Source organism: Alloyangia pacifica, from assembly GCF_900116195.1.
Classification (GTDB): Bacteria; Pseudomonadota; Alphaproteobacteria; order Rhodobacterales; family Rhodobacteraceae; genus Salipiger; species Salipiger pacificus.
Window position 1 is genome coordinate 292,589 of sequence record NZ_FOZW01000006.1, and the last position, 21,097, is coordinate 313,685.

At 66.3% G+C, this 21,097-nt stretch carries 21 protein-coding genes; 5 read left to right on the forward strand and 16 right to left on the reverse strand.

Features of this window, described 5'->3' with window-relative positions:
• Nucleotides 1–39: 39 nt before the first annotated feature.
• Both BM397_RS14650 and BM397_RS14655 read right to left on the reverse strand, forming a co-directional pair.
• Nucleotides 40–1,152 carry an extracellular solute-binding protein gene (locus BM397_RS14650; protein ID WP_092567400.1) on the reverse strand — a complete coding sequence of 371 codons (1,113 nt, stop codon included), beginning with the start codon at nt 1,150–1,152 and terminating at the stop codon, nt 40–42.
• A gap of 121 nt (nt 1,153–1,273) precedes the next feature.
• Nucleotides 1,274–2,377, reverse strand: a complete 1,104-nt coding sequence (locus BM397_RS14655; protein ID WP_092424913.1) for an ABC transporter ATP-binding protein — start codon at nt 2,375–2,377, stop codon at nt 1,274–1,276.
• Nucleotides 2,378–2,936: 559 nt separating this feature from the next.
• Between BM397_RS14655 and argE the strand changes: the two genes are divergently transcribed.
• Entirely contained in the window at nt 2,937–4,100 is a 1,164-nt protein-coding gene (gene argE, locus BM397_RS14660; protein WP_092424911.1) for an acetylornithine deacetylase, read from the forward strand.
• A 73-nt stretch (nt 4,101–4,173) separates the two neighbouring features.
• On the opposite strand, the gene BM397_RS14665 is transcribed toward argE, so the two are convergent.
• A complete protein-coding gene (locus BM397_RS14665; RefSeq protein WP_245696073.1) occupies nt 4,174–4,707 on the reverse strand; it encodes a L,D-transpeptidase family protein in 534 nt (177 codons plus the stop codon).
• Complete coding sequence (gene ribA / locus BM397_RS14670; RefSeq protein WP_092424909.1) at nt 4,704–5,795, reverse strand: GTP cyclohydrolase II; 1,092 nt, start codon at nt 5,793–5,795, stop codon at nt 4,704–4,706. Before ribA ends, BM397_RS14665 begins: the two co-directional genes overlap by 4 nt.
• Before the next feature lie 202 nt (nt 5,796–5,997).
• On the opposite strand from ribA, the gene BM397_RS14675 reads away from it, so the two are divergent.
• Both BM397_RS14675 and BM397_RS14680 read left to right on the forward strand, forming a co-directional pair.
• The gene (locus BM397_RS14675; RefSeq protein WP_092567401.1) at nt 5,998–6,684 is read left to right on the forward strand and encodes a response regulator transcription factor; all 687 of its coding nucleotides are present in this window, start codon (nt 5,998–6,000) and stop codon (nt 6,682–6,684) included.
• Between the two features lie 529 nt (nt 6,685–7,213).
• Entirely contained in the window at nt 7,214–8,002 is a 789-nt protein-coding gene (locus BM397_RS14680) for a DUF2711 family protein (protein WP_245696072.1), read from the forward strand.
• A 140-nt stretch (nt 8,003–8,142) separates the two neighbouring features.
• Here the strand turns inward: BM397_RS14680 and pnp are convergent, their stop codons facing one another.
• The gene (gene pnp / locus BM397_RS14685; RefSeq protein ID WP_092424905.1) at nt 8,143–10,284 is read right to left on the reverse strand and encodes a polyribonucleotide nucleotidyltransferase; all 2,142 of its coding nucleotides are present in this window, start codon (nt 10,282–10,284) and stop codon (nt 8,143–8,145) included.
• Between the two features lie 293 nt (nt 10,285–10,577).
• Between pnp and BM397_RS14690 the strand changes: the two genes are divergently transcribed.
• Nucleotides 10,578–11,105: a DUF3280 domain-containing protein gene (locus tag BM397_RS14690; RefSeq protein WP_176806653.1), complete on the forward strand. Its 528-nt coding sequence runs from the start codon at nt 10,578–10,580 to the stop codon at nt 11,103–11,105.
• 88 nt (nt 11,106–11,193) lie between these two features.
• Here the strand turns inward: BM397_RS14690 and rpsO are convergent, their stop codons facing one another.
• The 3 genes from rpsO to BM397_RS14705 all read right to left on the reverse strand — a co-directional run bounded on the left by rpsO (nt 11,194) and on the right by BM397_RS14705 (nt 13,270).
• Nucleotides 11,194–11,463 carry a 30S ribosomal protein S15 gene (gene rpsO / locus BM397_RS14695; RefSeq protein ID WP_092424901.1) on the reverse strand — a complete coding sequence of 90 codons (270 nt, stop codon included), beginning with the start codon at nt 11,461–11,463 and terminating at the stop codon, nt 11,194–11,196.
• Between the two features lie 152 nt (nt 11,464–11,615).
• Nucleotides 11,616–12,647: a calcium-binding protein gene (locus tag BM397_RS14700; protein WP_092424899.1), complete on the reverse strand. Its 1,032-nt coding sequence runs from the start codon at nt 12,645–12,647 to the stop codon at nt 11,616–11,618.
• A gap of 107 nt (nt 12,648–12,754) precedes the next feature.
• A complete protein-coding gene (locus tag BM397_RS14705; protein ID WP_092424897.1) occupies nt 12,755–13,270 on the reverse strand; it encodes a DUF1643 domain-containing protein in 516 nt (171 codons plus the stop codon).
• Nucleotides 13,271–13,382: 112 nt separating this feature from the next.
• Here BM397_RS14705 and BM397_RS14710 point away from each other — a divergent pair, with 112 nt between their 5' ends.
• The gene (locus BM397_RS14710) at nt 13,383–14,354 is read left to right on the forward strand and encodes a threonine ammonia-lyase (RefSeq protein ID WP_092424895.1); all 972 of its coding nucleotides are present in this window, start codon (nt 13,383–13,385) and stop codon (nt 14,352–14,354) included.
• A gap of 90 nt (nt 14,355–14,444) precedes the next feature.
• On the opposite strand, the gene BM397_RS14715 is transcribed toward BM397_RS14710, so the two are convergent.
• The 8 genes from BM397_RS14715 to BM397_RS14750 form a co-directional block, all read right to left on the reverse strand.
• A complete protein-coding gene (locus BM397_RS14715; protein ID WP_092424893.1) occupies nt 14,445–14,930 on the reverse strand; it encodes a DUF2867 domain-containing protein in 486 nt (161 codons plus the stop codon).
• Between the two features lie 169 nt (nt 14,931–15,099).
• A complete protein-coding gene (locus tag BM397_RS14720) occupies nt 15,100–15,288 on the reverse strand; it encodes a Trm112 family protein (RefSeq protein ID WP_092424891.1) in 189 nt (62 codons plus the stop codon).
• On the reverse strand, nt 15,285–15,929 hold the full coding sequence (locus BM397_RS14725) for an LON peptidase substrate-binding domain-containing protein (protein WP_092424889.1): 645 nt from the start codon (nt 15,927–15,929) through the stop codon (nt 15,285–15,287). The genes BM397_RS14720 and BM397_RS14725 overlap by 4 nt, the downstream gene beginning before the upstream one ends.
• A gap of 27 nt (nt 15,930–15,956) precedes the next feature.
• Complete coding sequence (locus BM397_RS14730) at nt 15,957–16,868, reverse strand: thioredoxin family protein (RefSeq protein WP_092424887.1); 912 nt, start codon at nt 16,866–16,868, stop codon at nt 15,957–15,959.
• A gap of 95 nt (nt 16,869–16,963) precedes the next feature.
• Nucleotides 16,964–17,671, reverse strand: coding sequence for an endonuclease/exonuclease/phosphatase family protein (locus tag BM397_RS14735; RefSeq protein WP_176806651.1), 708 nt, complete (start codon nt 17,669–17,671; stop codon nt 16,964–16,966).
• Nucleotides 17,672–17,681: 10 nt separating this feature from the next.
• Nucleotides 17,682–19,103: a cardiolipin synthase gene (gene cls / locus BM397_RS14740; protein ID WP_092424885.1), complete on the reverse strand. Its 1,422-nt coding sequence runs from the start codon at nt 19,101–19,103 to the stop codon at nt 17,682–17,684.
• 117 nt (nt 19,104–19,220) lie between these two features.
• Nucleotides 19,221–20,009, reverse strand: coding sequence for an exodeoxyribonuclease III (locus tag BM397_RS14745; RefSeq protein ID WP_092424883.1), 789 nt, complete (start codon nt 20,007–20,009; stop codon nt 19,221–19,223).
• Nucleotides 20,010–20,077: 68 nt separating this feature from the next.
• On the reverse strand, nt 20,078–20,980 hold the full coding sequence (locus tag BM397_RS14750) for an EamA family transporter (RefSeq protein ID WP_092425489.1): 903 nt from the start codon (nt 20,978–20,980) through the stop codon (nt 20,078–20,080).
• Nucleotides 20,981–21,097 lie beyond the last annotated feature (117 nt).

Genomic DNA, 21,097 nt, shown 5'->3' on the forward strand with positions numbered 1-21,097 from the left:
AGAGGGGCCGTACGGCCCCTCTCCATGTCGCGCCTGCGCTTATTGCGCGAGCCAGGCCTGGAACTTCGCGTCGATGTCGTCGCGATAGTCGGCCCAGAACTCGTAGTTGTAGAGCAGCGTGTTCGCGGCGTTCGCCGGATCGGTCGGCATGTGCGGCGCCATGTCGATGCCCAGATCTGCGTGCTTGCCGACGAGCGGAGCCGAGGACTCACGTGCCGGACCGTAGGAGATGTAGGCAGCCTGATCGGCAAGACGCTGGGTGTCGGTGGCGAACTTCACGAAGTCCTTCACGCGGGCCAGCGCGTCGTCATCGAGGCCCTCGGGGATGATCCAGCCGTCGAGGTCGAACACCTGCATGTCCCACATCATGGCGACCGGCTGGTCCTGCTCCTCGATCACCGAGAAGAGACGGCCGTTGTAGGTCGAGCCCATGAAGACTTCGCCGTCCGCCAGCAGCTGCGGCGTGTCGGAACCGGCCGACCACCACACGACGCTGTCCTTGATGGTGTCGAGCTTGGCGAGCGCCTGGTCCTGACCTTCCGGGGTCGCCAGAACGTCGTAGATCTCGTCCTTGGCAACGCCGTCGCAATACAGCGCCCACTCCATGTTGTTGATCGGGCGCTTCTCGAGCGAGCGCTTGCCCGGGTAGGTCTCGAGATCGAAGATCGAGCAGATGTCCGACGGCGCATCGGCGCCTTCCGGAACCATGTCGGTGCGGTAGCCGAAGGTGGTCGAATAGACGATCTGCGGGATGAAGCAGTCGGAGACGATCATGTCGCCGAAGTCATCCTCGGCCGAGCTGCCGTCATCGCCCTCGGCGAGCAGCTCCTCGGGATCGTATTCCATGGCGAGGCCTTCGTCGCAGAGACGGATGGCGTCAGCGGCCACGACGTCGACGAGGTCCCAGGTGATGTTGCCGGCCTCGTTCATCGCGCGCAGCTTGGCCACGGCTTCAGCCGAGCTCTCGTCCCAGGAGATGTTCACCTCGGGGTGCATTTCCTTGTAGGGGTCGGCATAGGCCTTGGTCTGGCTCGTCTGATACGCGCCGCCCCACGACACGAGGGTCATGTCGTTGGCCATATCCTGCGCGGAGACGGCGCCTGCGGCAACCGTGAGCGCGGTCGTGGCCAGGAGGGTCTTGGTCCGTTTCATCTGTAACTCCCTTAGATAGCCCGTTGTGTATTTGGGATTCCGGGACACGGGCAAACCGCCGGAACCTTACCGGTCCGCACCGCCCGCCCACTGCAAAGGGGGCAGCGCGGGCAGATTCTCGTCAGTTGGCGTCGAGCGCGCGGCAGTCCTCGGGCAACCAGCCGATCTCGATCTCGGTGCCGGGCGTCAGGCGCACCTGGTCGGGCGCGTTGCGGGTCTTGATGACGAACTCGCGGTTGCCCGCCACTTCCAGCCGCGTGCGGAAGATGTCGCCCATGTAGATGAACTCGAGCACCTTGGCCTTGAGCGTGTGGGCACCTTCCTGGAGGCGGTCCTTGTTGTACTCGACCCGCTCGGGGCGGATCGAGACGCGGGTGCGCTCGCCGACCTTGGTCACGTTGACCGGCTTGGCGTCGATCACCTCGCCGCCATCGAGCTTGACCACGCAATGGTCTCCCTTGATCTCGGCGACGGTGCCCTCGAGCGTGTTATTCTCGCCGATGAACTGCGCCACGAAGCTGTTCTCGGGCTGCTCGTAGAGCTGGTCCGGCGGGGCGAGCTGCTGGATGCGCCCGTCGTTGAACACGGCAACGCGGTCCGACATGGTCAGCGCCTCGGTCTGGTCGTGGGTCACATAGACCACGGTGATCCCCAGGCGGTGCGCCAAGTCGGTGATTTCGAACTGCATCTTCTCGCGCAGCTGCTTGTCGAGCGCGCCGAGCGGCTCGTCCATCAGCACCAGCTCGGGCTCGAACACCAGCGCGCGCGCCAGCGCGATCCGCTGCTGCTGGCCACCCGAAAGCTGCGCCGGGCGACGTCCGCCGAAGGCGCCCATTTCGACCATGTCGAGCGCCCGCTTGACCTTCGCCTCGCGGTCCGACTTGCCCATCTTGCGCACCTCGAGCGGGAAGCTGAGGTTCTCGGCAACGGTCATGTGCGGGAAGAGGGCGTAGTTCTGGAAGACCATCCCGATGCCGCGCTTGTGGGGCGGGATGTTGTTGATCGAGACTCCGTCGAGCTTGATCTCGCCGTGGGTGGCGGTCTCGAAACCGGCCAGCATCATCAGGCAGGTTGTCTTGCCAGAGCCGGACGGCCCAAGCATGGTCAGGAACTCGCCCTTCGGCAGGCTCAGGTTCAGGTCTTTGACGACAAGGGTCTCGCCATCATAGCTTTTCTGCACGCGTTCGAAGGCGACGAACGCGTCGCTATTCCCGGTATCTGGCAAATCCGGCTCCCCATTTTATGTTCCGCGGATTTTTCTCCGCTGTCTTGCGTGGAATAAGAACGCGTCCGGACCCGTGTTGCAACCGTGTTGCCGCTATCTCGAAGAGATTCGCGTTTCGGCAGGACCTTCGGGCACAAATGCGTCCTTTCGCGGTGAAAAATCGTCATGGTACAATTCAGAAAAGGCCGATGTCCTGCCACTTCCGCTGCGTGACCCAAGGGACATTTCCCGGCCCGAAGCGGAAATTTGGCGCAGAATCGTCGATCTTGCCCGCCCATCGGCTTCGCAATCGCCCATTTTGGCGGCAACTGCGGAGAAACGCGCCGATCGGAAACGTGGCCGCGAAAACGCCGACAATTTCTGCGTCTCGCACGCCGCAAGCTGTACACAATTTGGCAAAGTGCTGGGCAAAACGGGTGCAGCTACGCGGGGCAGTCGCCAGAAGATCGAGCGCAGCACACCGCGCGGGGATAAGCCGGGTCCGGATCCGCGCCCTTGGGCCTGCGCCGCGACCCGGAAGCTGTTTGCGCATGGGCGCGTCGCTGCTAAGTCTTGTCCTATGAGTCATCTTCTGCCCGCCACCGAGGAGCATCTGAAGCACCTCATTGCCTGCCCGACGGTCTCGAGCGAGAGCAATCTCGCGATGATGACAATGATGGGCGATTACCTCGAGCACCTCGGCGCAAAGGTCGAGATCCTGCGCGACGAGACCGGCACAAAGGCCAACATGTTCGCCACGCTCGGCCCGGACATCCCCGGTGGCGTGGTGCTCTCGGGCCATTCCGACGTGGTGCCGGTGACCGATCAGGACTGGAGCAGTGACCCCTTCACCCTGGTGGAACGCGACGACCACCTCTACGGCCGCGGCACCTGCGACATGAAGGGCTTCATCGCCGCCGCGCTGGCGCTGGCCGAGCCGGTCTCGCGGATGAGCCTGCGCCGCCCGCTACACCTGTGCTTCACCCATGACGAGGAGGTCGGTTGCCTCGGCGCCCGCGCCTTGGTCCCCGAGCTACAGCGCCGCGGCTACGCGCCGCGCATGGCGATCATCGGCGAGCCCACCGGCATGCGGCTGATCGAGGGGCACAAGGGCTGCTGCGAATACACCACCCGCTTCCACGGCCTCGAAGGCCATGGCTCCGCCCCGGATCGCGGCGTCAACGCGGTGCTCTACGCGCTGCGCTACACCCAGCGGCTGATGGAAATGGCCGAGCTGCTGAAGGCCCGCGCGCCGGCGTCCAGCCGGTTCGACCCGCCCTGGACCACGGTGAACGTCGGCCGCCTTGCCGGCGGCGTGGCGCATAATGTCATCCCCGGCAAGGCCGAGATCGATTGGGAGATGCGCCCGGTGCAGCCCGGCGACGCCGAAATGGTCAAGGAGGCGCTGGAGCACTGCATCGCGCACGAGCTGCTGCCCGCGATGCGCGCTGTCCACCCCGAGGCCGCGATCACCACCGAGGTGATCGGCGAGGTCGCGGGGCTCATGCCGATGGACGACAACGAGGCGCGCGACCTGATCTCCCGGCTCACCGGGATCAATTCCGCCGACGTAGTGCCCTTCGGCACAGAGGCCGGGCTGTTCCAGCAGATGGGCATGTCGGTGGTGGTCTGCGGCCCCGGCGAGATTGCCCAGGCCCACAAACCCGACGAGTTCGTCACCCGCGGCCAGCTGGCGCAATGCCTCGGCCTTCTCGAGGGCGTGGCCCACAGCCTCGCCGCCTGACACTCGATCGCCGCTACGTCTGGACGAATATATCCCACGGGGGTGCGGGGGTGTGCCCCCCGCTCCTGTCCTCTCACCCGGCGCGCCAGCCGTCCAGCGGCTCTGGCACCACCAGACGCGCGCCCGGCAGCAGCCGCCCGGCGATCTCGCGCAGATCTTCGGGCGCGAAGCCGACGCAGCCCGCCGTCGGATAGCCCGGCCGCCGCCACTGGTGCAGGAAGATCGCCGAGCCCCGGCCCGGCTCGGCCTCCGGCCAGTTCCAGTCGGTGATCAGCACCAGATCATAGAGCGGATCGGCGCGCCGCATGGTTTCGTGACTCGGGGTGAAAGGCGCACGCACCAGCTGGTTGTAGGCGGGCGAGGCGCTGTCATCGCACCACAGATCGCCGAGCCCGATCGGCTCGGCCCAGAAGGCCGGGCGCGCCATGCGGTCCGGCCGGTACAGCATGGCGACCACCCGGTGCACGCCGACCGGCGTTGCTCCGTCGCCCTCGCGCTTGCCGGCGCGCACACCGCCGCGACCGATCACGCAGGGCCAGAGCCGCCCCGCGAAGCGCAGACCTGCGCGGGTCAGCACCAGGTCGTCCGGCGAGACCACCCCGCTCACAGCAGGTGCCCCGACTTCTCGGCCTTGGTGGCGAGATAGCGCTCGTTGTAGGTGTTGAGCCCTACTTTCAGCGGCACCCGTTCGGCCACCGTGATGCCGCAGCGCTCCATCATCGCCATCTTGCTGGGGTTGTTGGTCAGCAGGCGCACCGCTCCGAACCCCATCTTGCGCAGGATCTCGGCCCCGAGACGGAAATCGCGCTCGTCATCCTCGAAGCCCAGCCGGTGGTTCGCCTCGACCGTGTCGAACCCCTGGTCCTGCAGCGCGTAGGCGCGCATCTTGTTGGCCAGACCGATGCCCCGCCCTTCCTGGTTGAGATAGAGCAGCACCCCTGCCCCCTCGGCCCCCATCTGCGCCAGCGCGGCATTGAGCTGCGGACCGCAGTCGCATTTCAGCGAGCCCAGAAGGTCGCCGGTGAAACAGGCCGAATGCAGCCGCGACAGCACCGGCTTGGAGCGGTCGGGGCGGCCGATCTCGATGGCATAGTGCTCGTCCGAGCCGTCCTCAGGGCGGAAGATATGCAGCCGGGCGTTCTGCGACGCGCGCAGCGGCACCTTGGCCGAGACCACATGGTCCAGCCGCGCCAGCGTCAGCATGTAGGGGCCCGCCGGGTCGGCCTCGACCACGGTCAGCATCTCGCCCTGCGCAAAGCCTTCGGGGTCGTCCAGCGGCAGGATCAGTGCGGCGGGCAGCAGCCGCGCCGACTTGACCAGGGTGATCGCCAAACGGTGCAGCCCGGTATCGCCGCCGCGCCGCGTGGCCAGCGGACCCTTCATCGGCTTGGCAAGATCATCCGCCGGGTCGGCGATCGACTGCACCCAATCCAGCCCCGCGTCGCCGGGCAGCATCACCCGCGCCAGATCGCCATCGTAGGCCCGCGCCTTCAGCGTCTCGGCCCGGCGCGCGGTGATGGCCAGATCGAGCTCGCCCGGCAGCGCCCGAAGCACCGCCAGCCGCGCCGCCGAGACCGTCTCCGCAGCGACAACCAGCGCGCCGCCCGTCGCGGCCTTCAACACCACGGGCACCCCCATGCGCAGGTCGGCGCGGGCACGGGCGAGCAATTCTCCGAGATCGGGCGCGAGGGACATGGGCGTCTTCCTGTCTGGGCCGCAGCGAGCCGGGCAAATGGTACACCCGGGCAAGCCTGCCCGGGAAGGCGCTGAAACAAAGCAGCTTCATTGCTGTAACAAAAGCCGCACCGCAACACGAGAGCGTGAGAACCCTGCAGCAAAACTTGTTTGTACACCCGGGCTCTTACATGTGAACCACGACACGAAGACGGAGAGGCACATGGCCCAGATCAAGAATATCCTGCTGGTGGACGACGACGACGACCTGCGCGAGGCGCTGGCCGAGCAGCTGGTCATGACCGAGGATTTCGAGGTGTTCGAGGCCGAGACCGGCACCGCCGCAATGGCGCGGGTGAAGGAGCAGGTCTACGATCTGCTGATCCTCGATGTCGGCCTGCCCGATACCGACGGGCGCGAACTCTGCAAGCTCATGCGCAAGCAGGGTGTGAAGTCGCCGATTCTCATGCTGACCGGCCATGACACCGATGCGGACACCATCCTCGGCCTGGATGCTGGCGCGAACGACTACGTGACCAAGCCGTTCAAGTTCCCGGTGCTGCTCGCACGGATCCGCGCCCAGCTGCGTCAGCACGAACAATCCGAAGACGCGGTCTTCACGGTCGGCCCTTACACCTTCAAGCCCTCGATGAAGCTTCTCGTGACCGAGGACGATCGCAAGACGCGCCCCACCGAGAAGGAGACGAACATCCTGAAGTTCCTCTACCGCTCGACCGAGGGCGTCGTGCCGCGCGAGATCCTGCTCCACGAAGTCTGGGGCTATAACGCGGGCGTCACGACCCACACGCTGGAGACGCATATCTATCGTCTGCGGCAGAAAATTGAGCCCGATCCTTCAAATGCCCGCATTTTGGTCACGGAATCCGGGGGTTATCGGCTGGTTGCCTGAGTAGGCGGCGGAAATGCCACGGCATAGCGATTTTCCGCCACCCTCGAACCACTCGCCCATTGGTTGACACTGTACTTGGTGATACTCTGACCTAACCTTTCGGATAGGGCCCTTGGTCGGAGGCGACCCACCAGTTCCCGTTGCATGTGCGGGTCATCACATGCACCTCCCTGTTGGACTGGGCCGGGCCTCGCGCCCGGCCTCTTTTTTGATAGCTGAGGTTTCTTTGGCAGATGAGGTTTCCTCCGGGAAGCTCGTCCGGTGGTCGCCGACGTTCAGACATGCATTCTGACCGTTTTCAGCGCCTCGGACCCCGGCGTCCCCCTCCGAGGCCCGAAGCGCAGTCAAACCGTCGCATGTTCCGTGAGCGGCAGCGCGCTGGCTTGCCCTTTCGATCAGCGGGGAAAATCATTAATAAATTCGAAACGAGCGGAAGATTCCCCGTGCCCTGAGGCGTTCTTCCGACCGACGCTTGCTCATGCGGCAGGACATGATAGAAGCCCGGCGCTCCGGCCGGAAAGGACCCAGCTTGACCGACACCCCCCGACGTCTCGAACATCCGAACATGAACGCGCAGCTGCTGCATTGGTGGATGCGCGACTACGATCATGTCTTCGTGGTGCTCAACCCCTTCTTCCGCGTGCCCGGCTTCACGCCGGAGACCACCGCCTGGGGACCGCTGCGCAGCGAGGCGACGACTCCGCAGGAGCTGGAGGCGCTGCTCGAAAGCCTCGGAGGGCCGCAGGACGATCAGGCTCCCGACGCCTTCGACGAGATCATCAAGACGACGGGCCAGCCGGTGCGTTGGGACATGATCGCGCAGGCGCTCGGGGTCAGCGATTTCCGGCATTTCGCCCGCATGGTCTGGCTCTGGGTGATCGGCGCCGAACCGCCGGACCTCGATGCCTCCCTGGTATCGCGCATCGCGCGACACTGCCGCCAGGAAGGTCTCTACAAGCCCGAGGAGGACTGGCTGCCGCTGGTGCTCGAACCGATGCTGGTCCCCTACCTCGAGGCGCTGCGCCTGGACGAGGTCACGCTCTGGGACGAGACCCGCACGTCCTCGCTGGAATGTCCGGTCGAGGCCTTCCACCGCGACGAGCCGCCGGTAGCGCTGATGGATGCGCCGATCTCGGCGATCTCGGCTCCCGGCATGCTGCTCAGCTGGTCGCAGGACCAGGTGACCGGCCTGCTCGCGATCACCGAAGAAGTGCGCCAGAAAGCCGACCCCGCCCGCTACCTCGAAGGCTTCTGGGCCGGTGCGGGCACGTCGTCTCTGGTTCTGGACCAGCCGCGCGCCCCTGCCCTGCTGCACTGATCCTCCGCCGGTGACATGGCCGGGGTGCCCATTCCGCCACCCAAGGCCGGATCGCCAAGTGACCGCCGAACTCCCAATGCAAAACGCCCCGACCGAAAGGCCGGGGCGTTCGCATTTTCAGAAGTGGCCGAGGCCGCGGATCACTCCGCGGTCTCTTCCTTCTTGTCGGCTGCCAGCTCTTCGCCGGTTTCCTGATCGACCATCTTCATGGCGAGGCGCACCTTGCCGCGATCGTCGAAGCCGAGCAGCTTAACGAAGACTTCCTGGCCTTCCTTCAGCACGTCCGACGGGTGGTTCAGGCGGCGGTTCTCGATCTGGCTGACGTGCACGAGGCCGTCACGCTTACCGAAGAAGTTCACGAAGGCGCCGAAGTCGACGATCTTCACGACCTTGCCCTTGTAGATCGCGCCCTCTTCCGGCTCCGCCACGATCGAATAGATCATGTCGTAGGCCTTCTGGATGGCTTCGCCGTTTGCCGAGGCGATCTTGATCACGCCATCGTCGTTGATGTCGACCTTGGCGCCCGACACCTCGACGATCTCGCGGATCACCTTGCCGCCCGAGCCGATCACTTCACGGATCTTGTCGGTCGGGATCTGCATGGTCTCGATGCGCGGTGCGTGGACCGAGAAATCGCCAGCTTCGGTGAGCGCCTTGGCCATCTCGCCGAGGATGTGCATCCGGCCGTCCTTGGCCTGAGCCAGGGCCTGCTTCATGATCTCGGGGGTGATGCCCGCGACCTTGATGTCCATCTGCAGCGAGGTGATGCCGTTCTCGGTGCCTGCAACCTTGAAGTCCATGTCGCCGAGGTGGTCCTCGTCGCCGAGGATGTCGGTCAGGACCGCATACTCACCGTCGTCTTCCAGCACAAGGCCCATGGCCACACCGGCCACCGGTGCCTTCAGCGGAACGCCCGCATCCATCATCGACAGCGAGCCGCCGCAGACGGACGCCATCGAGGACGAGCCGTTGGATTCGGTGATCTCGGACACCACGCGGATGGTGTAGGGGAAGTCGGTCGGGGCGGGCAGCACGGCCTGCAGCGCACGCCATGCCAGCTTGCCGTGGCCGATTTCACGGCGACCGGGCGAGCCAACGCGGCCAACTTCACCAACCGAGTACGGCGGGAAGTTGTAGTGCAGCAGGAAGTTGCTGCGGAAGTTGCCGTGCAGCGCGTCGATGATCTGCTCATCGTCGCCGGTGCCCAGCGTGGTCACGACCAGCGCCTGGGTTTCACCGCGGGTGAACAGCGACGAGCCGTGGGTGCGCGGCAGAACCGAGGTTTCCGACACGATCGAGCGAACCTGATCGAGAGCGCGACCGTCGATGCGGCGCTTGTTCTTCACCACGTCCGAGCGCAGCACGACCGACTCGAGCTTCTTGATCGCCGAACCGAGGTTCGCGTCTTCGAGCTGCTCTTCGGAGAGCTCAGCCTTGATCGCCTCTTTCACAGCGGCAACCGCAGCGACGCGCTCTTGCTTGTCGCTGATCGCGTAGGCGTCTTTCATCTTGGCTTCGCCAAGACCCTTCACCACTTCGAAGAGCTCCGAGTAGTCGGGCGCCTGGAAGTCGAAGGGCTCTTTCGCAGCGGATTCGGCCAGATCGATGATCAGGTCGATGACCGGCTGGATCTGCTCGTGCGCGAAGGTCACCGCGCCCAGCATCTCTTCTTCGGTCAGTTCGTAAGCTTCCGACTCCACCATCATCACGGCGTCCTTGGTGCCGGCGACGACGAGATCGAGACGCTGCTCGGGGTTGTTGCGCAGCCCCTGCATGTCGTCGACCGTCGGGTTCAGCACGTATTCGCCATCGGTGTAACCGACGCGGCAGCCGGCGATCGGGCCCATGAAGGGCACGCCCGAGATGGTCAGCGCGGCAGAGGCGGCGATCATCGCCACGACGTCGGGGTCGTTGACCAGATCGTGCGACAGCACGGTGCACATCACCAGCACTTCATGCTTGAAGCCGGGGACGAAGAGCGGACGGATCGGACGGTCGATCAGGCGTGCGGTCAGCGTCTCTTTCTCGGTCGGACGCGCCTCGCGCTTGAAGAAGCCACCGGGCACCTTGCCCGCGGCGTAGTATTTTTCCTGGTAGTGGACGGTCAGCGGGAAGAAATCCTGACCCGGCTTCGGTTCCTTGGCGAAGGTCACGTTGGCCATGACCGAGGTCTCGCCGAGGGTGGCGATGACGGTGCCGTCTGCCTGACGGGCAACCTTGCCGGTCTCCAGGGTGAGGGTTTCCTCGCCCCACTGCATGGATTTCGTCGTAACGTTGAACATGTAGCGTATCCTGTAAGGGAGCACTCCCGGCCCTCCGGGTCTCCCGTTCCTATGGCGGCCCCATTGCCGCCGCTCCCTATCCTCTTGCATGTGCCCGGGAGCCAAAGGCGTCACGTCTCAGATGGGGGGCGCATACATGAGAATCCGGCTTTTGGGAAGCAATAAGCGCAGAGCGGCCACCACCGGCCAAAGCGCGCCGCAGGTGATCCGAATGGATGGGCGGCGCTGCCTGTCACCCCATGATAGGCTTGCCGGGATCGCGCGGAAGCCGGCAAACGAGAGAGGAGATCGAGATGCGCAGGCCCATCCGCCCCAGCCTCCTGCGCCTGCTTGCCGTGCAGGCAGCGCTCTGCCTCTCGCCTCTTGCGGCTGCGTCCGGGGCCGCACGGCCCGTGGTCGTGCATGAGATGAGCTTCATCAACTTCAGCCAGGAAGTGGACTATGGCGCCACCAACGAGGCCGAGCATGCCCGTATCGCCATGCTTTCGGACCACTTCCGCGCGCTGCTGGAGGACAGCGGGCGCTATCGCCTCATCGACCCCGCGCCGCTTGCCGCGGATCTGCGCAAACATGGCGAGGTTTTCACCTGCAACCATTGCGAGGTGGCAATGGCCCGGAAGCTCGGCGCGGAGCTGAGCTTCAGCGGCGCGGTGCAGAAGCTCTCGGTGCTGGTTCAGACCGTGGTGGTGCGGGTCCGCGATGCCGAGAGCGGCGAGGTCGTCGCGCTGTACCAGACCGACATCCGTGGCAACACCGATATCGCCTGGCAGCGCGGCCTGCGGTTTCTCGTCGAGGACCGCCTGCTGCCCGCCCTGCCATGAGCTGTGCCCGCCCGGAAACGGTCTGCCCGAAAAATGACAACGCCCGCTCCAGAGGAGCGGGCGCTGCAAATTCCGTATCCTGAGCGGATCAGCGGCGGATGCCGAGGCGCTGGATGAGGTCGGTGTAACGTGCCTCTTCCTTGCCCTTCAGGTAGTCCAGCAGCTTGCGGCGCTGAGCCACGAGCTTCAGAAGGCCACGACGGGAGTGGTTGTCCTTCTTGTGGGTCTTGAAGTGCTCGGTCAGGGTCGAGATGCGGCTGGTGAGGATGGCAACCTGAACTTCGGGCGAACCGGTGTCGCCTTCCTTGGTTGCGAATTCCTTCATCAGGCGGTTTTTCTCTTCGGCGGTGATCGACATCGGGGTCTCCTTGAAGGTTAGAGGGATGGCTCAAGCCGGGATGTCGTCCAGCAGGGCCCTTGGAGCGCTCCGGCCCGCATGGCCGGATGCGCGCGTATAGGGCGATTCAGCTGCAAAGGGAAGCCCCAAGTTCCGGGCGTGCCGAAGCAGGATCACGCTGCGCCCGGCAGGCCCGCCTGCTGCGCCTCGATCAGCGCAATGGTCTCCAGCCCCGGCATATCCGCAGCCGGCAGCAGCGCCAACACTTCGCCGTCGGCGCAAATCTCGGTCATGCCGGGCTCCTCCGCGCTCGCGCGCAATTCCAGGACCGGCGCCTCTGCCCCGGACCAGACCACGACGATCTGGTCCTGTTGCGGATCAAAATCCATCAGCTCGGCCGCCTCGCCCCCGGCGATCCAGTCGCCGAGCAGGAAGCTGTCCGCGCCATCGCCGCCGCTCACCACGTCGCCGCGCCCGATCCAAAGCAGGTCATCTCCCGCACCACCATTGAGATAGTCCGTCCCATCCACATCTGAGCCACCCGCGTTCAGAACGACCCCCGAGAGCGTGTCGCCCCCTGCCCCGCCGAAAAGCGTGTCGACGCCGCGCCCGCCGATCAGCGTGTCCGCCCCTTCGCGCCCATGCAGCGCGTCCTGCCCTGCGCCTCCGGTCAGATCGTCCGCGCCCAACCCGCCCTGCAGCACGTCGTCCCCCATGCCGCCGTCCAGCACCCCACCGCCGTCATGGGCAAAGAGCAGATCGTTGCCCGCCCCGCCGCGCAACACATCGCCCCCTGCATCGCCATGCAGCGTGTCATTGCCCGGCCCGCCAAGCAGCGTGTCCGCGCCATCGCCGCCACGCAGCTCGTCGTCACCCTCCTGCCCGTCGATGAGGTCCGCACCCGCACCACCCGCCAGCATGTCCGTCAGCGAAGTGCCTTCCAGCGTCTCGCCCGGCGCGATGGCGTTCTCCCCGGAACCCGTGCCCTGCCCCCCGGGCTGGAGCACTTCGGCGACATTGACCTCGGACGGGACTGCTTCGGGCAGCTCGTCTCCAGCGGTGTCGAAACTGGTCGCCGTATCGTCGGCCCGCGCGCTCTCGGGCTCTTCCGGCGCGCCATTCGCGTCCTCTTCCGAGTCCGGCATGGCAAACACTGCAAGAGACCCCAGCAGCGCCATGCCCATCAATCCGGCCAGCATCAGCATGGCGCGCCTCCACGGTCAGCGAAGCCGGAATACTGCGCGCGTGGGGAGGGCTTAACCAAAACCGATCGCCCGGCAGGGTTAACCGCTGGCTGACGGACCGACCGTCCCTACGGACCGCTGCCGCGATCCCAGACCTGCGGCTGCTGGCTGTAGGCGACATAAAGCGGATGGCGCGGATGGCCGGCCTTGGTCAACCCGAGCACATGCAGCTCGCCGCCCAGAAGCGCGGCAATCTCGGCGCCCCGCCCCAAGTGCGCGCCGTGCACCCCCCAGCCCGCCAGCGTCATCCCCGCCCCCGCGTGCCAGCGCAGCAGCAGCGCGTCGTTCTCGGGCCCCACAGGCGCCTCGGCGCGGCGCAGCTCGACGGGTGTGGGCGCGCGGTAGGCAAAGATGTTGGCGATGCGCATGCCGCCGAAACCCATCGCCTGCGCGCGGCGCTGGCAGCGCTCGATGGTTGGGTCGTTGCGGCGCTCGTCAGCGCGCGCCGGGTTCAGCATCACCCAGAGCAGCAGCGGCCCCGGCACATCTTTCCAGACCCGCTCGAGGCCATAGCGATAGGTCTCGCAGGGCGAATAGAGCGCCCGCGAGCGCATCCCGTCCTGCGCGTGCCGCCGTTCGATCATGCGGGCCATCTCGCCAGCCCCGGCCCGGCTTGGCAAGCCCGTTGACACCGCCCAATGCCCGGCACAGGGTCTGGCCGACACCGACAAGCCACCGACAGACCGAGGACTTCCCATGGACATCACCCGCATCGAGGCCGCCGCGACGCGGCTGCAGGGCCACGCCCGCCGCACACCGCTGCTCTCCTCGCCCTTCCTCGACGAGATCGCCGGGCGCCGCCTGCTGGTGAAGGCCGAATGCCTGCAGCACACCGGCAGCTTCAAGTTCCGCGGTGCCTGGTCGGCGCTCTCGGCGCTCGATCCCGATGTGCGGGCCAAGGGCGTCATCGCCTTTTCCTCGGGCAACCACGCGCAGGGCATCGCCGCAGCGGCCAAAGGTTTCGGCGTGCCCGCGGTGATTATCATGCCCGCCGACGCCCCCGCCGCCAAGGTCGCGGGCACGAAGGGACTCGGCGCCGAGGTGGTGCCCTATGATCGCGAGAAGGAAGACCGCGACGCGCTCGGCGCCAAACTCGCGGCAGAGCGGGGCCTGACGCTGATCAAACCCTTCGACGAGCCCGAGGTGATCGCCGGACAAGGCAGCTGCGGACTCGAGATCGCCGAACAGGCCGCCGAGGAAGGCGTGACCGAGGCCGATGTTCTGGTCTGCTGCGGCGGTGGCGGGCTCACCTCGGGCATCGCGCTGGCGCTCGAGGCAAAGGCGCCGGGGCTGCGCGTGCGCCCAGCCGAGCCCGAGGGCTTCGACGACGTGAAACGCTCGCTTGCCGCGGGAACGATCCAGCGCAACCCGGCTCTGGGTGGCAATATCTGCGACGCCATCGTCACGCCGCAGCCCGGCAACATCACCTTCCCGATCATGCACCGCCTCTGCGGCCCCGGCCTTGCGGTGACCGAAGAGGAGGCGCTGAAGGCCATGCAACTCGCGGCGCGGCACCTCAAGATCATCGCCGAGCCCGGCGGTGCCGTGGCGCTGGCCGCGGTGCTGTTCCGCAAGGACGAGATCGCGGGTGATGCGGTGATCTGCACCGTTTCCGGCGGCAACGTCGACCCGGCGATCCTTGCCCGCGCGCTCGCGCTGGAGGTCTGAACACGCGCAGGGCCGCGGCCCTTGCGCGCGGGTCACCCATAGTGCTGCACAGGAGCGCTCCTGTGCAGCACGGCTCCCGGGCTGCGGACATCAGGCTGACAGCTTGGACTGCAGGCGCCTCAGCATGTTGCGAACGATCCACCTATGCGCAATTCCGACAGGCAGCATGTAGGCATGCCCAAAGGCATTGTGGACCTGTACAGAGGAGGTGATGGTCACCGCGCTGCCCTGCGTTGAAATGCAAGTCATCACGTCAAGATGTCGATCCCGCGCGGTCAAGACCAACACGCTGTCATCGACATCCTCGACCAGGAAGAAATCCAGCCGGTCACCGACCTCTACAGACGCCACCTGCTGCCCGCTGAAGCCTTGGATTTCCTGCACCCCGAACACGGCCGAAATCCTGTCGCGCACCTTGAACGCCAGCTTCAGGCAGGGCCGGGGCTCGGAGATCACGAGGTTCCAGACGTCGAGAGGCGTGACTTCACAGGGCAGCTCTGCCGTCTGGGAGTCGAAGTAGTCCAGCTCCGAAACCCGTTCCAGAACACGGATACTCTTGTCATCCAGTACAATCATGGCGCGAGATTAGCCGCCACGCAGCCTTGCGCAAGTCGGGATCAGATCCCCCTCGGCGCAAGCTGCGTGGCAAAAAGCGAAAGGGCGCGGCCTGATCAGACCCCGCCCCTTCTTCTCTTTGAAAACACGCCGGGGAGCACGAGAGGCTGGCCCCTCGCCTGCGCGCCGGTCAGTCGTCGAGACGCCGTGCCTCGTCGATCAGCATGACGGGAATGCCGTCACGGATCGGAAAGGCCAGCCCCGCGCCCTTGCTCACCAGCTCCTGCCGCTCGGCATCGTAGTCCAGCCCCGCATGGGTCACCGGGCAGACCAGCGCCTCGAGCATGTGGCGGTCAAAGGCGAACGTCTCTTCGGTCATTGTATCAAATCCTCTTCTCCGCCGCGCAGGGCGAACTCGATCAGCGTCACGAGGGTCTCGCGGCGCGACTCCAGACGCGGCGCCTCGAGCAGCGCCTGCTTTTCCTCGGGTGCGAAGTCGAGCAGCATCGAGAGCGAGTTGATCAACAGCTCGTCCTCGGCGTCCTTCAGCGTGTCCCAGTCGGCAGACAGACCGCGCGCATCGAAATAGCGGTCCAGCAGCCGCAGGAAGGCGTCACGGTTGAAGGCGTCATCGCGGTCTGCATGCGGATCGAGGTCGTGCTCGAACCCTTCCCAGCTGACCTTGCAGCGACGGTAGGGCGTGAAGCCATCGACCTCTTCCATCACCCGGAAGCGCGACAGGCCCGACAGGGTGATCATGTAGCGCCCGTCCTCGGTCTCGGAGAACTGGGTGACGCGCCCGGCGCAGCCGATGCGCTGCAGCGCCGGCTTGTCGTCAGAGCCGTTGGCCGCGGGCTGCACCATGCCGATCAGCCGCGCGTCGCTCTTCAGCGCATCGTCGAACATCGCAAGATAGCGCGGCTCGAAGATGTGCAGCGGCAGGCGCGAGCGCGGCAGCAGCAACGCACCGGGAAGCGGGAAGACCGGGATGATGCCCGGAAGATCGGTTCGTCTCACCATGACCTGCGAGCTAGGGCGCATCGGCGGTCAGGCAAATATCATCGAGCTGAGTTTGCGGCGCCCGTTGAGCACCACCGGATCATTCGCCTTGAGCGCATCGAAGATGGTGAAGAGCTGGGCCTTGGCCGCGCCCTCGTTCCACTCGCGGTCGCGGCGGAAGAGGTCGAGCAGATGGTCCACCGCCTCTTCGGTCTGACCGTTGGCATAGAGCGCCTGTGCCAGATCGAAACGCGCCTGCAGGTCCGCCGGATCGGCCTCGACCTTGGCGGTCAGCTCGGCCACGGGACCGGCGTTGCTCGCCTGCTTGGCCAGTTCGATCTTGGCGTGCGCCGCTTCCAGCTCGGGGGCCTTGGAGATCTCCGCAGGAACGCCGTTCAGCACCGCCTCGGCCTGCTCGATCTCGCCGAGAGCGAGATAGCAGGACACCATGCCGGCGAAGGCCTTGGCGTTGTTGGGGTCCTCTTCGAGGATCGCCGCGAAGACCTGCGCCGCGTCTGCGGCCGCGCCCTGCTCGAGCATTTCCTCGGCGGTGGCGACGGCCTCGTCGAGACCGCCCGAGGCATCCCCGCCCGAAGCCTGGACAACGCGGTCGATGAAGGCCTTCAGCTCCGAGGCGGGCAGCGCGCCCTGGAAGCCGTCGATCGGCTGGCCCTTGTAGAAGGCATAGACCGTCGGGATCGACTGGATGCGCAGCTGGCCGGCGATCATCTGCGCTTCGTCGACGTTGACCTTGGCCATCTTCACCGCGCCGCGAGCCTCGGTCACGGCGGCTTCCAGCGCCGGTCCAAGCTGCTTGCACGGGCCGCACCAGGGCGCCCAGAAATCGACGATCACAGGCACTTCCTGCGAGGCGTCCACCACCTCGGCCATGAAGTCGGCTTCGCTGACGTCCTTAATGAGATCGCCCTTGGGGGCCTCGGTCTTGCCCAGTTCCAGCATGCTTTTCCCTCCGCTGCGGCGGTTCGCTTGGCGTGTTACATGGCGCAGGATATGGCCTGATGCAAGACCGGCCCCGCCAGACCCTCCCGCCGCGCTCAGTCCCGGCGCGACAGTTGCGCCCAGATCGGCAGGTGGTCCGAGGCGCGGCGCGCGGCGCCGCCCTCCTCCACCCCGGCGTCATCGAGCGCCAGCGCGCTGCCGTAGGCGACCCCATCCAGCGCGACGAAGGGCCGCGAGGCGTGGTAGCTGCGCCCCGGCAGGGTGAGGGTGAAATCGCGCTCCCAGGGCTCGTAGCCGCGCACGTCCGACCACTCGTTGAAATCGCCAAAGATCGCCGCCTCGGCGCGCAGATCCCCCAGATGGTCGCGGATCTGGGACATCTGCTTGAGCCGGTAGCGGCGCAGCAGACCAAGGTGCGCGCCGACCACGTTCACCCCTTCAACCCGCGCCATGACCGCGCCGCGCGGCTCAAGCCCCGGCAGCTCGATGCGCCCGGTAAGGGTCACCTCGAGCCCCCTTCGCACGAAGATGGCGTTGCCGTGCCAGCCAAGGCTGACGTCGTTGCGGGCCAGGTCGACCACCTCGTAGTCGGTTTCCTGGGCGATCAGGAAGCGCGGGATGGCGGCAGGGCGCGGGCCGAGCCGCAGGTCGGCCTCCTGCAACACCACCACGTCGGCACCGATCTGGTTGAGCACCTGCAGGATCCGCGCCGGATCGCGGCGGCGATCGATGCCCATGGCCTTGCGGATGTTGTAGCTGGCGACCTTCAGGGCCGGTCTGGGGGAAGAGGAAGCGGACGTCATGGCAGAGCCTTCACAGGATCGGAGCCAGCAGCCGCGCGAAGGGCGCGGCGGTGCGCACCCACAGCGGGTGCGCGCTCAGCGGCTTGTCCATCTTGTAGGCGCTGGTGAAATCGGCCTCCAGCATCTTCGAGACCCGCGACGCGAAGCCGCGGTCGAAAATCACCGCCATTGTCTCGAAATTGAGCCGGAACGAGCGGTTGTCGAGGTTGGCCGAGCCCACTGCCGCCAGATCGTCGTCCACCAGTATCACCTTCTGGTGCACGAAGCCGCCCTCGTAGCGCAGCACCTCCACGCCCGCGGCGCGCACCTCGTCAAAGAAGGCATGGGCGGCGAGCCAGGGCAGGTAGTGGTCGATGGCATCGGGGACGAGCACCTTCACGTCACAGCCGCGCAGGGCGGCCCCCACGAGCGCCGAAAGCACGTCCTGATCGGGCACGAAATAAGGTGAGGCGATCCAAACCCGGTCGCGGGCCTCGGCCATGGCCGAAATGAAGAACAGCGCGCCGGTGTCCATGTCGTCGGCCGGACCCGAGGGCAGCACCAGCCCCGACAGGTTCTCCTCGGCGCTCTCCGGCCGCCAGTTGAGCCCGCGTCCGATGGTCTCGCCCGTCGCCCAGTGCCAGTCCTCGGCGAAGACCAGCTGCAGCTGTGCCACCATCGGTCCGCGCAGGCGCAGGTGGGTGTCGCGCCACGGACCGAAGGTGGGGTTCTTGCCGAGGTAGTCGTCCTTGACGTTGTGGCCGCCGATGTAGCCTTCCTCGCCATCGATGATCACCGTCTTGCGGTGGTTGCGGAAGTTGATCTGGAAGCGCGAGGTCGGACCCGGGGCATTGGCCGGGTCCACCACCTGCACCCCGGCATCGCGCAGCGCCTTGAGGTACTGCGCCGGAAGCCCGTAGCTGCCCACCCCGTCGAAGATCAGCCGCACCTGCACGCCGCGCTCCGAGGCGGCGATCATGCGCGCGGCCATCTCGTTGCCCAACCCGTCCTCGGCAATCGTGTAGAACTGCACCAGAAGGTAATGCTGCGCCCGATCCATTGCCTCGAAGACCGCGTCGAAGGTCGCCCTGCCATCGACCAGCAGATCCGCCGAATTGCCACCCACCGCCGGCATGGCCGCGAGACGTTCGAAGGCGCGGTAGCGGGTGGGATCGGCCTCGGCCGGCGGGTAGTCGGCGCAGAAGGCGTCCATCTCGCGGCGCACCGCGCGGCTGCTGCGCCGGGTGATCCGATAGCCGCGGAGCTTGTGCTGGCCGAAGAACAGGTAGGCGGGCAGCGCGAACCACGGCGCGGCGAGCAGGAACACCGTCCAGCCCGCCGCGCCCTGCGGAGTGCGCGCGGTGGTGATCGCCCGCCAAACGGCGAAGGCAACCGTCAGCGGCAGCGCGACTGCCAATATGACGGCGAATATCGTGGTGGTGTTGGGACCCATGCGCGGCGCTCCGGTATTGCTGCCGGGACCCCTGCCCCGGCCCCGCCTCAACCAGAGCGCATCGCGGATTGTTCCGCAAGCGCCCGGACTTGTCACAAGTCCGGGCACAGCTGTGGCTCAGAGGTCGAAGCTGGCGAAGACCGGCACGTGGTCCGAGGGCTTCTCCCAGCCGCGCGCGTCGCGCAGGATGCGCGAGCCATGGCCGGCGTTGGAAATGTCCGGTGTCGCCCAGACGTGGTCGAGCCGCCGTCCCTTGTCCGCCGCGTCCCAGTCGCGGGCGCGGTAGGACCACCAAGAATAAAGCAGTCCCTCGGGGATGTCCTGACGGGTGATATCGACCCAGGAGCCCGCGTCCTGCGCTTGCGCCAGATGCTCGACCTCGATCGGCGTGTGCGAGACGATCTTCAGCAGCTTCTTGTGGCTCCAGACGTCATCCTCGCGCGGGGCGATGTTGAGATCGCCGACGAGGATCGACTTCTCCGGCTTGTTGGCGTGGAACCAGTCGCGCATCTCGGTCAGGTAATCGAGTTTCTGGCCGAACTTCACATTCTTCTCGCGGTCCGGCTCGTCGCCACCCGCCGGGACGTAGAAGTTGTGGATGGTGACGCCGTTCTCGAGCTTCGCCGCGACGTGGCGGGCATGGCCGAGCGTGGCGAAATCCTGGTCCCCGGCATCGAGCAGCGGCAGCTTCGACAGGATGGCGACGCCGTTGTAGCCCTTCTGCCCGCGCGCCACGATGTGGTGGTAGCCGAGCGCCGCGAACTGCTCGAGCGGGATCTTGTCGACCGGGCTCTTGGTCTCCTGCAGGCACAGCACGTCCGGCCCCTCTTCTGCCAGCAGCTTGAGGACGATGGGCTCGCGCAGGCGGACCGAGTTGATGTTCCAGGTGGCAAGGGTGAAGGACATGGGGCGGGCTCCTTTTCTGGCGCGGAAAATGTCAGCCTCCCCGGTCCGGCGCAACCCGGAAGCGGCGCTCAGAGCACCAGAACGAGGATGAGCACCGATAGGCACAGGAAGCCGATCCCCGCCAACTCGCGCCGGGTGATGCTTTCCTTGAAGACCAGCACCGAGGCCATGAGTGAAAAGATCAGCTCGACCTGCCCGAGCGCCTGCACATAGGCGGCGGTCTGCAGGGTGAAGGCGGTGAACCACGACAGGCTGCCGGCCATCGATGTAAGGCCGAGCCAGAATGCCGTGCGGCGCGCGGCCCAGACCGCAGTGATCTGTCCGGGCTCGAAGAGACGCAACCAAAGAGCCATTCCCAGCGCCTGCGACAGCACCACGCAGACCAGAGTCACCCCGGCCCGCAGGAAGGGCGCGTCCGAGGCGATCTCGAGCGAGGCGCCGCGATACCCGACGCCGGAGATGGCGAAGAAGAACCCCGAGGCGAGACCCAGCGCCACCGCCGGGCTGCCCATCCGGCGCAGCCAGTTGCCCTGGAGGCCCGGTGTCTCCGAGAGCAGCAGCACCCCGACAAGACCGACCAGAATCGCCCCCCAGCCCGCCGCCGAGATGTTTTCGCCCAGGACCGCGAGGCCGACCAGCGCGGTCTGGATCACCTCGGTCTTCTTGAAAGTGATGCCGACGGCGAAGTTGCGCTGCCGGAACAGCGCCACGACGAAGACCGTCGCGAGGATCTGGCCCAGCGCGCCGAAGAGCGCATAGGCCCAGAAGGCGATACTCAGCTGCGGCCACTCCTGCCCAGTGGCAATGAGGTAGCCGGCCACCACCAGCACCGCGGCGGGAGCGGCATAGGCAAAGCGCGCAAAGGTCGAGGAGGTTGCCGTTAGCCCGCCCGTGCTCAGCACCTTGTGCAGCATGAAGCGCAAGGTCTGGAAGAAGGCGGCGCAAAGGGTGACGACAATCCACAAATCCATGCCAGAGCCATGGCATGGGCCGCAGGCATTGACCATAGCTCAAGCGCCAAAAGCGAAGCGGGCCAGAGGTTTCCCACCGGCCCGCCTGCTTACCTTCAAATTCGACCCGGTCGAATT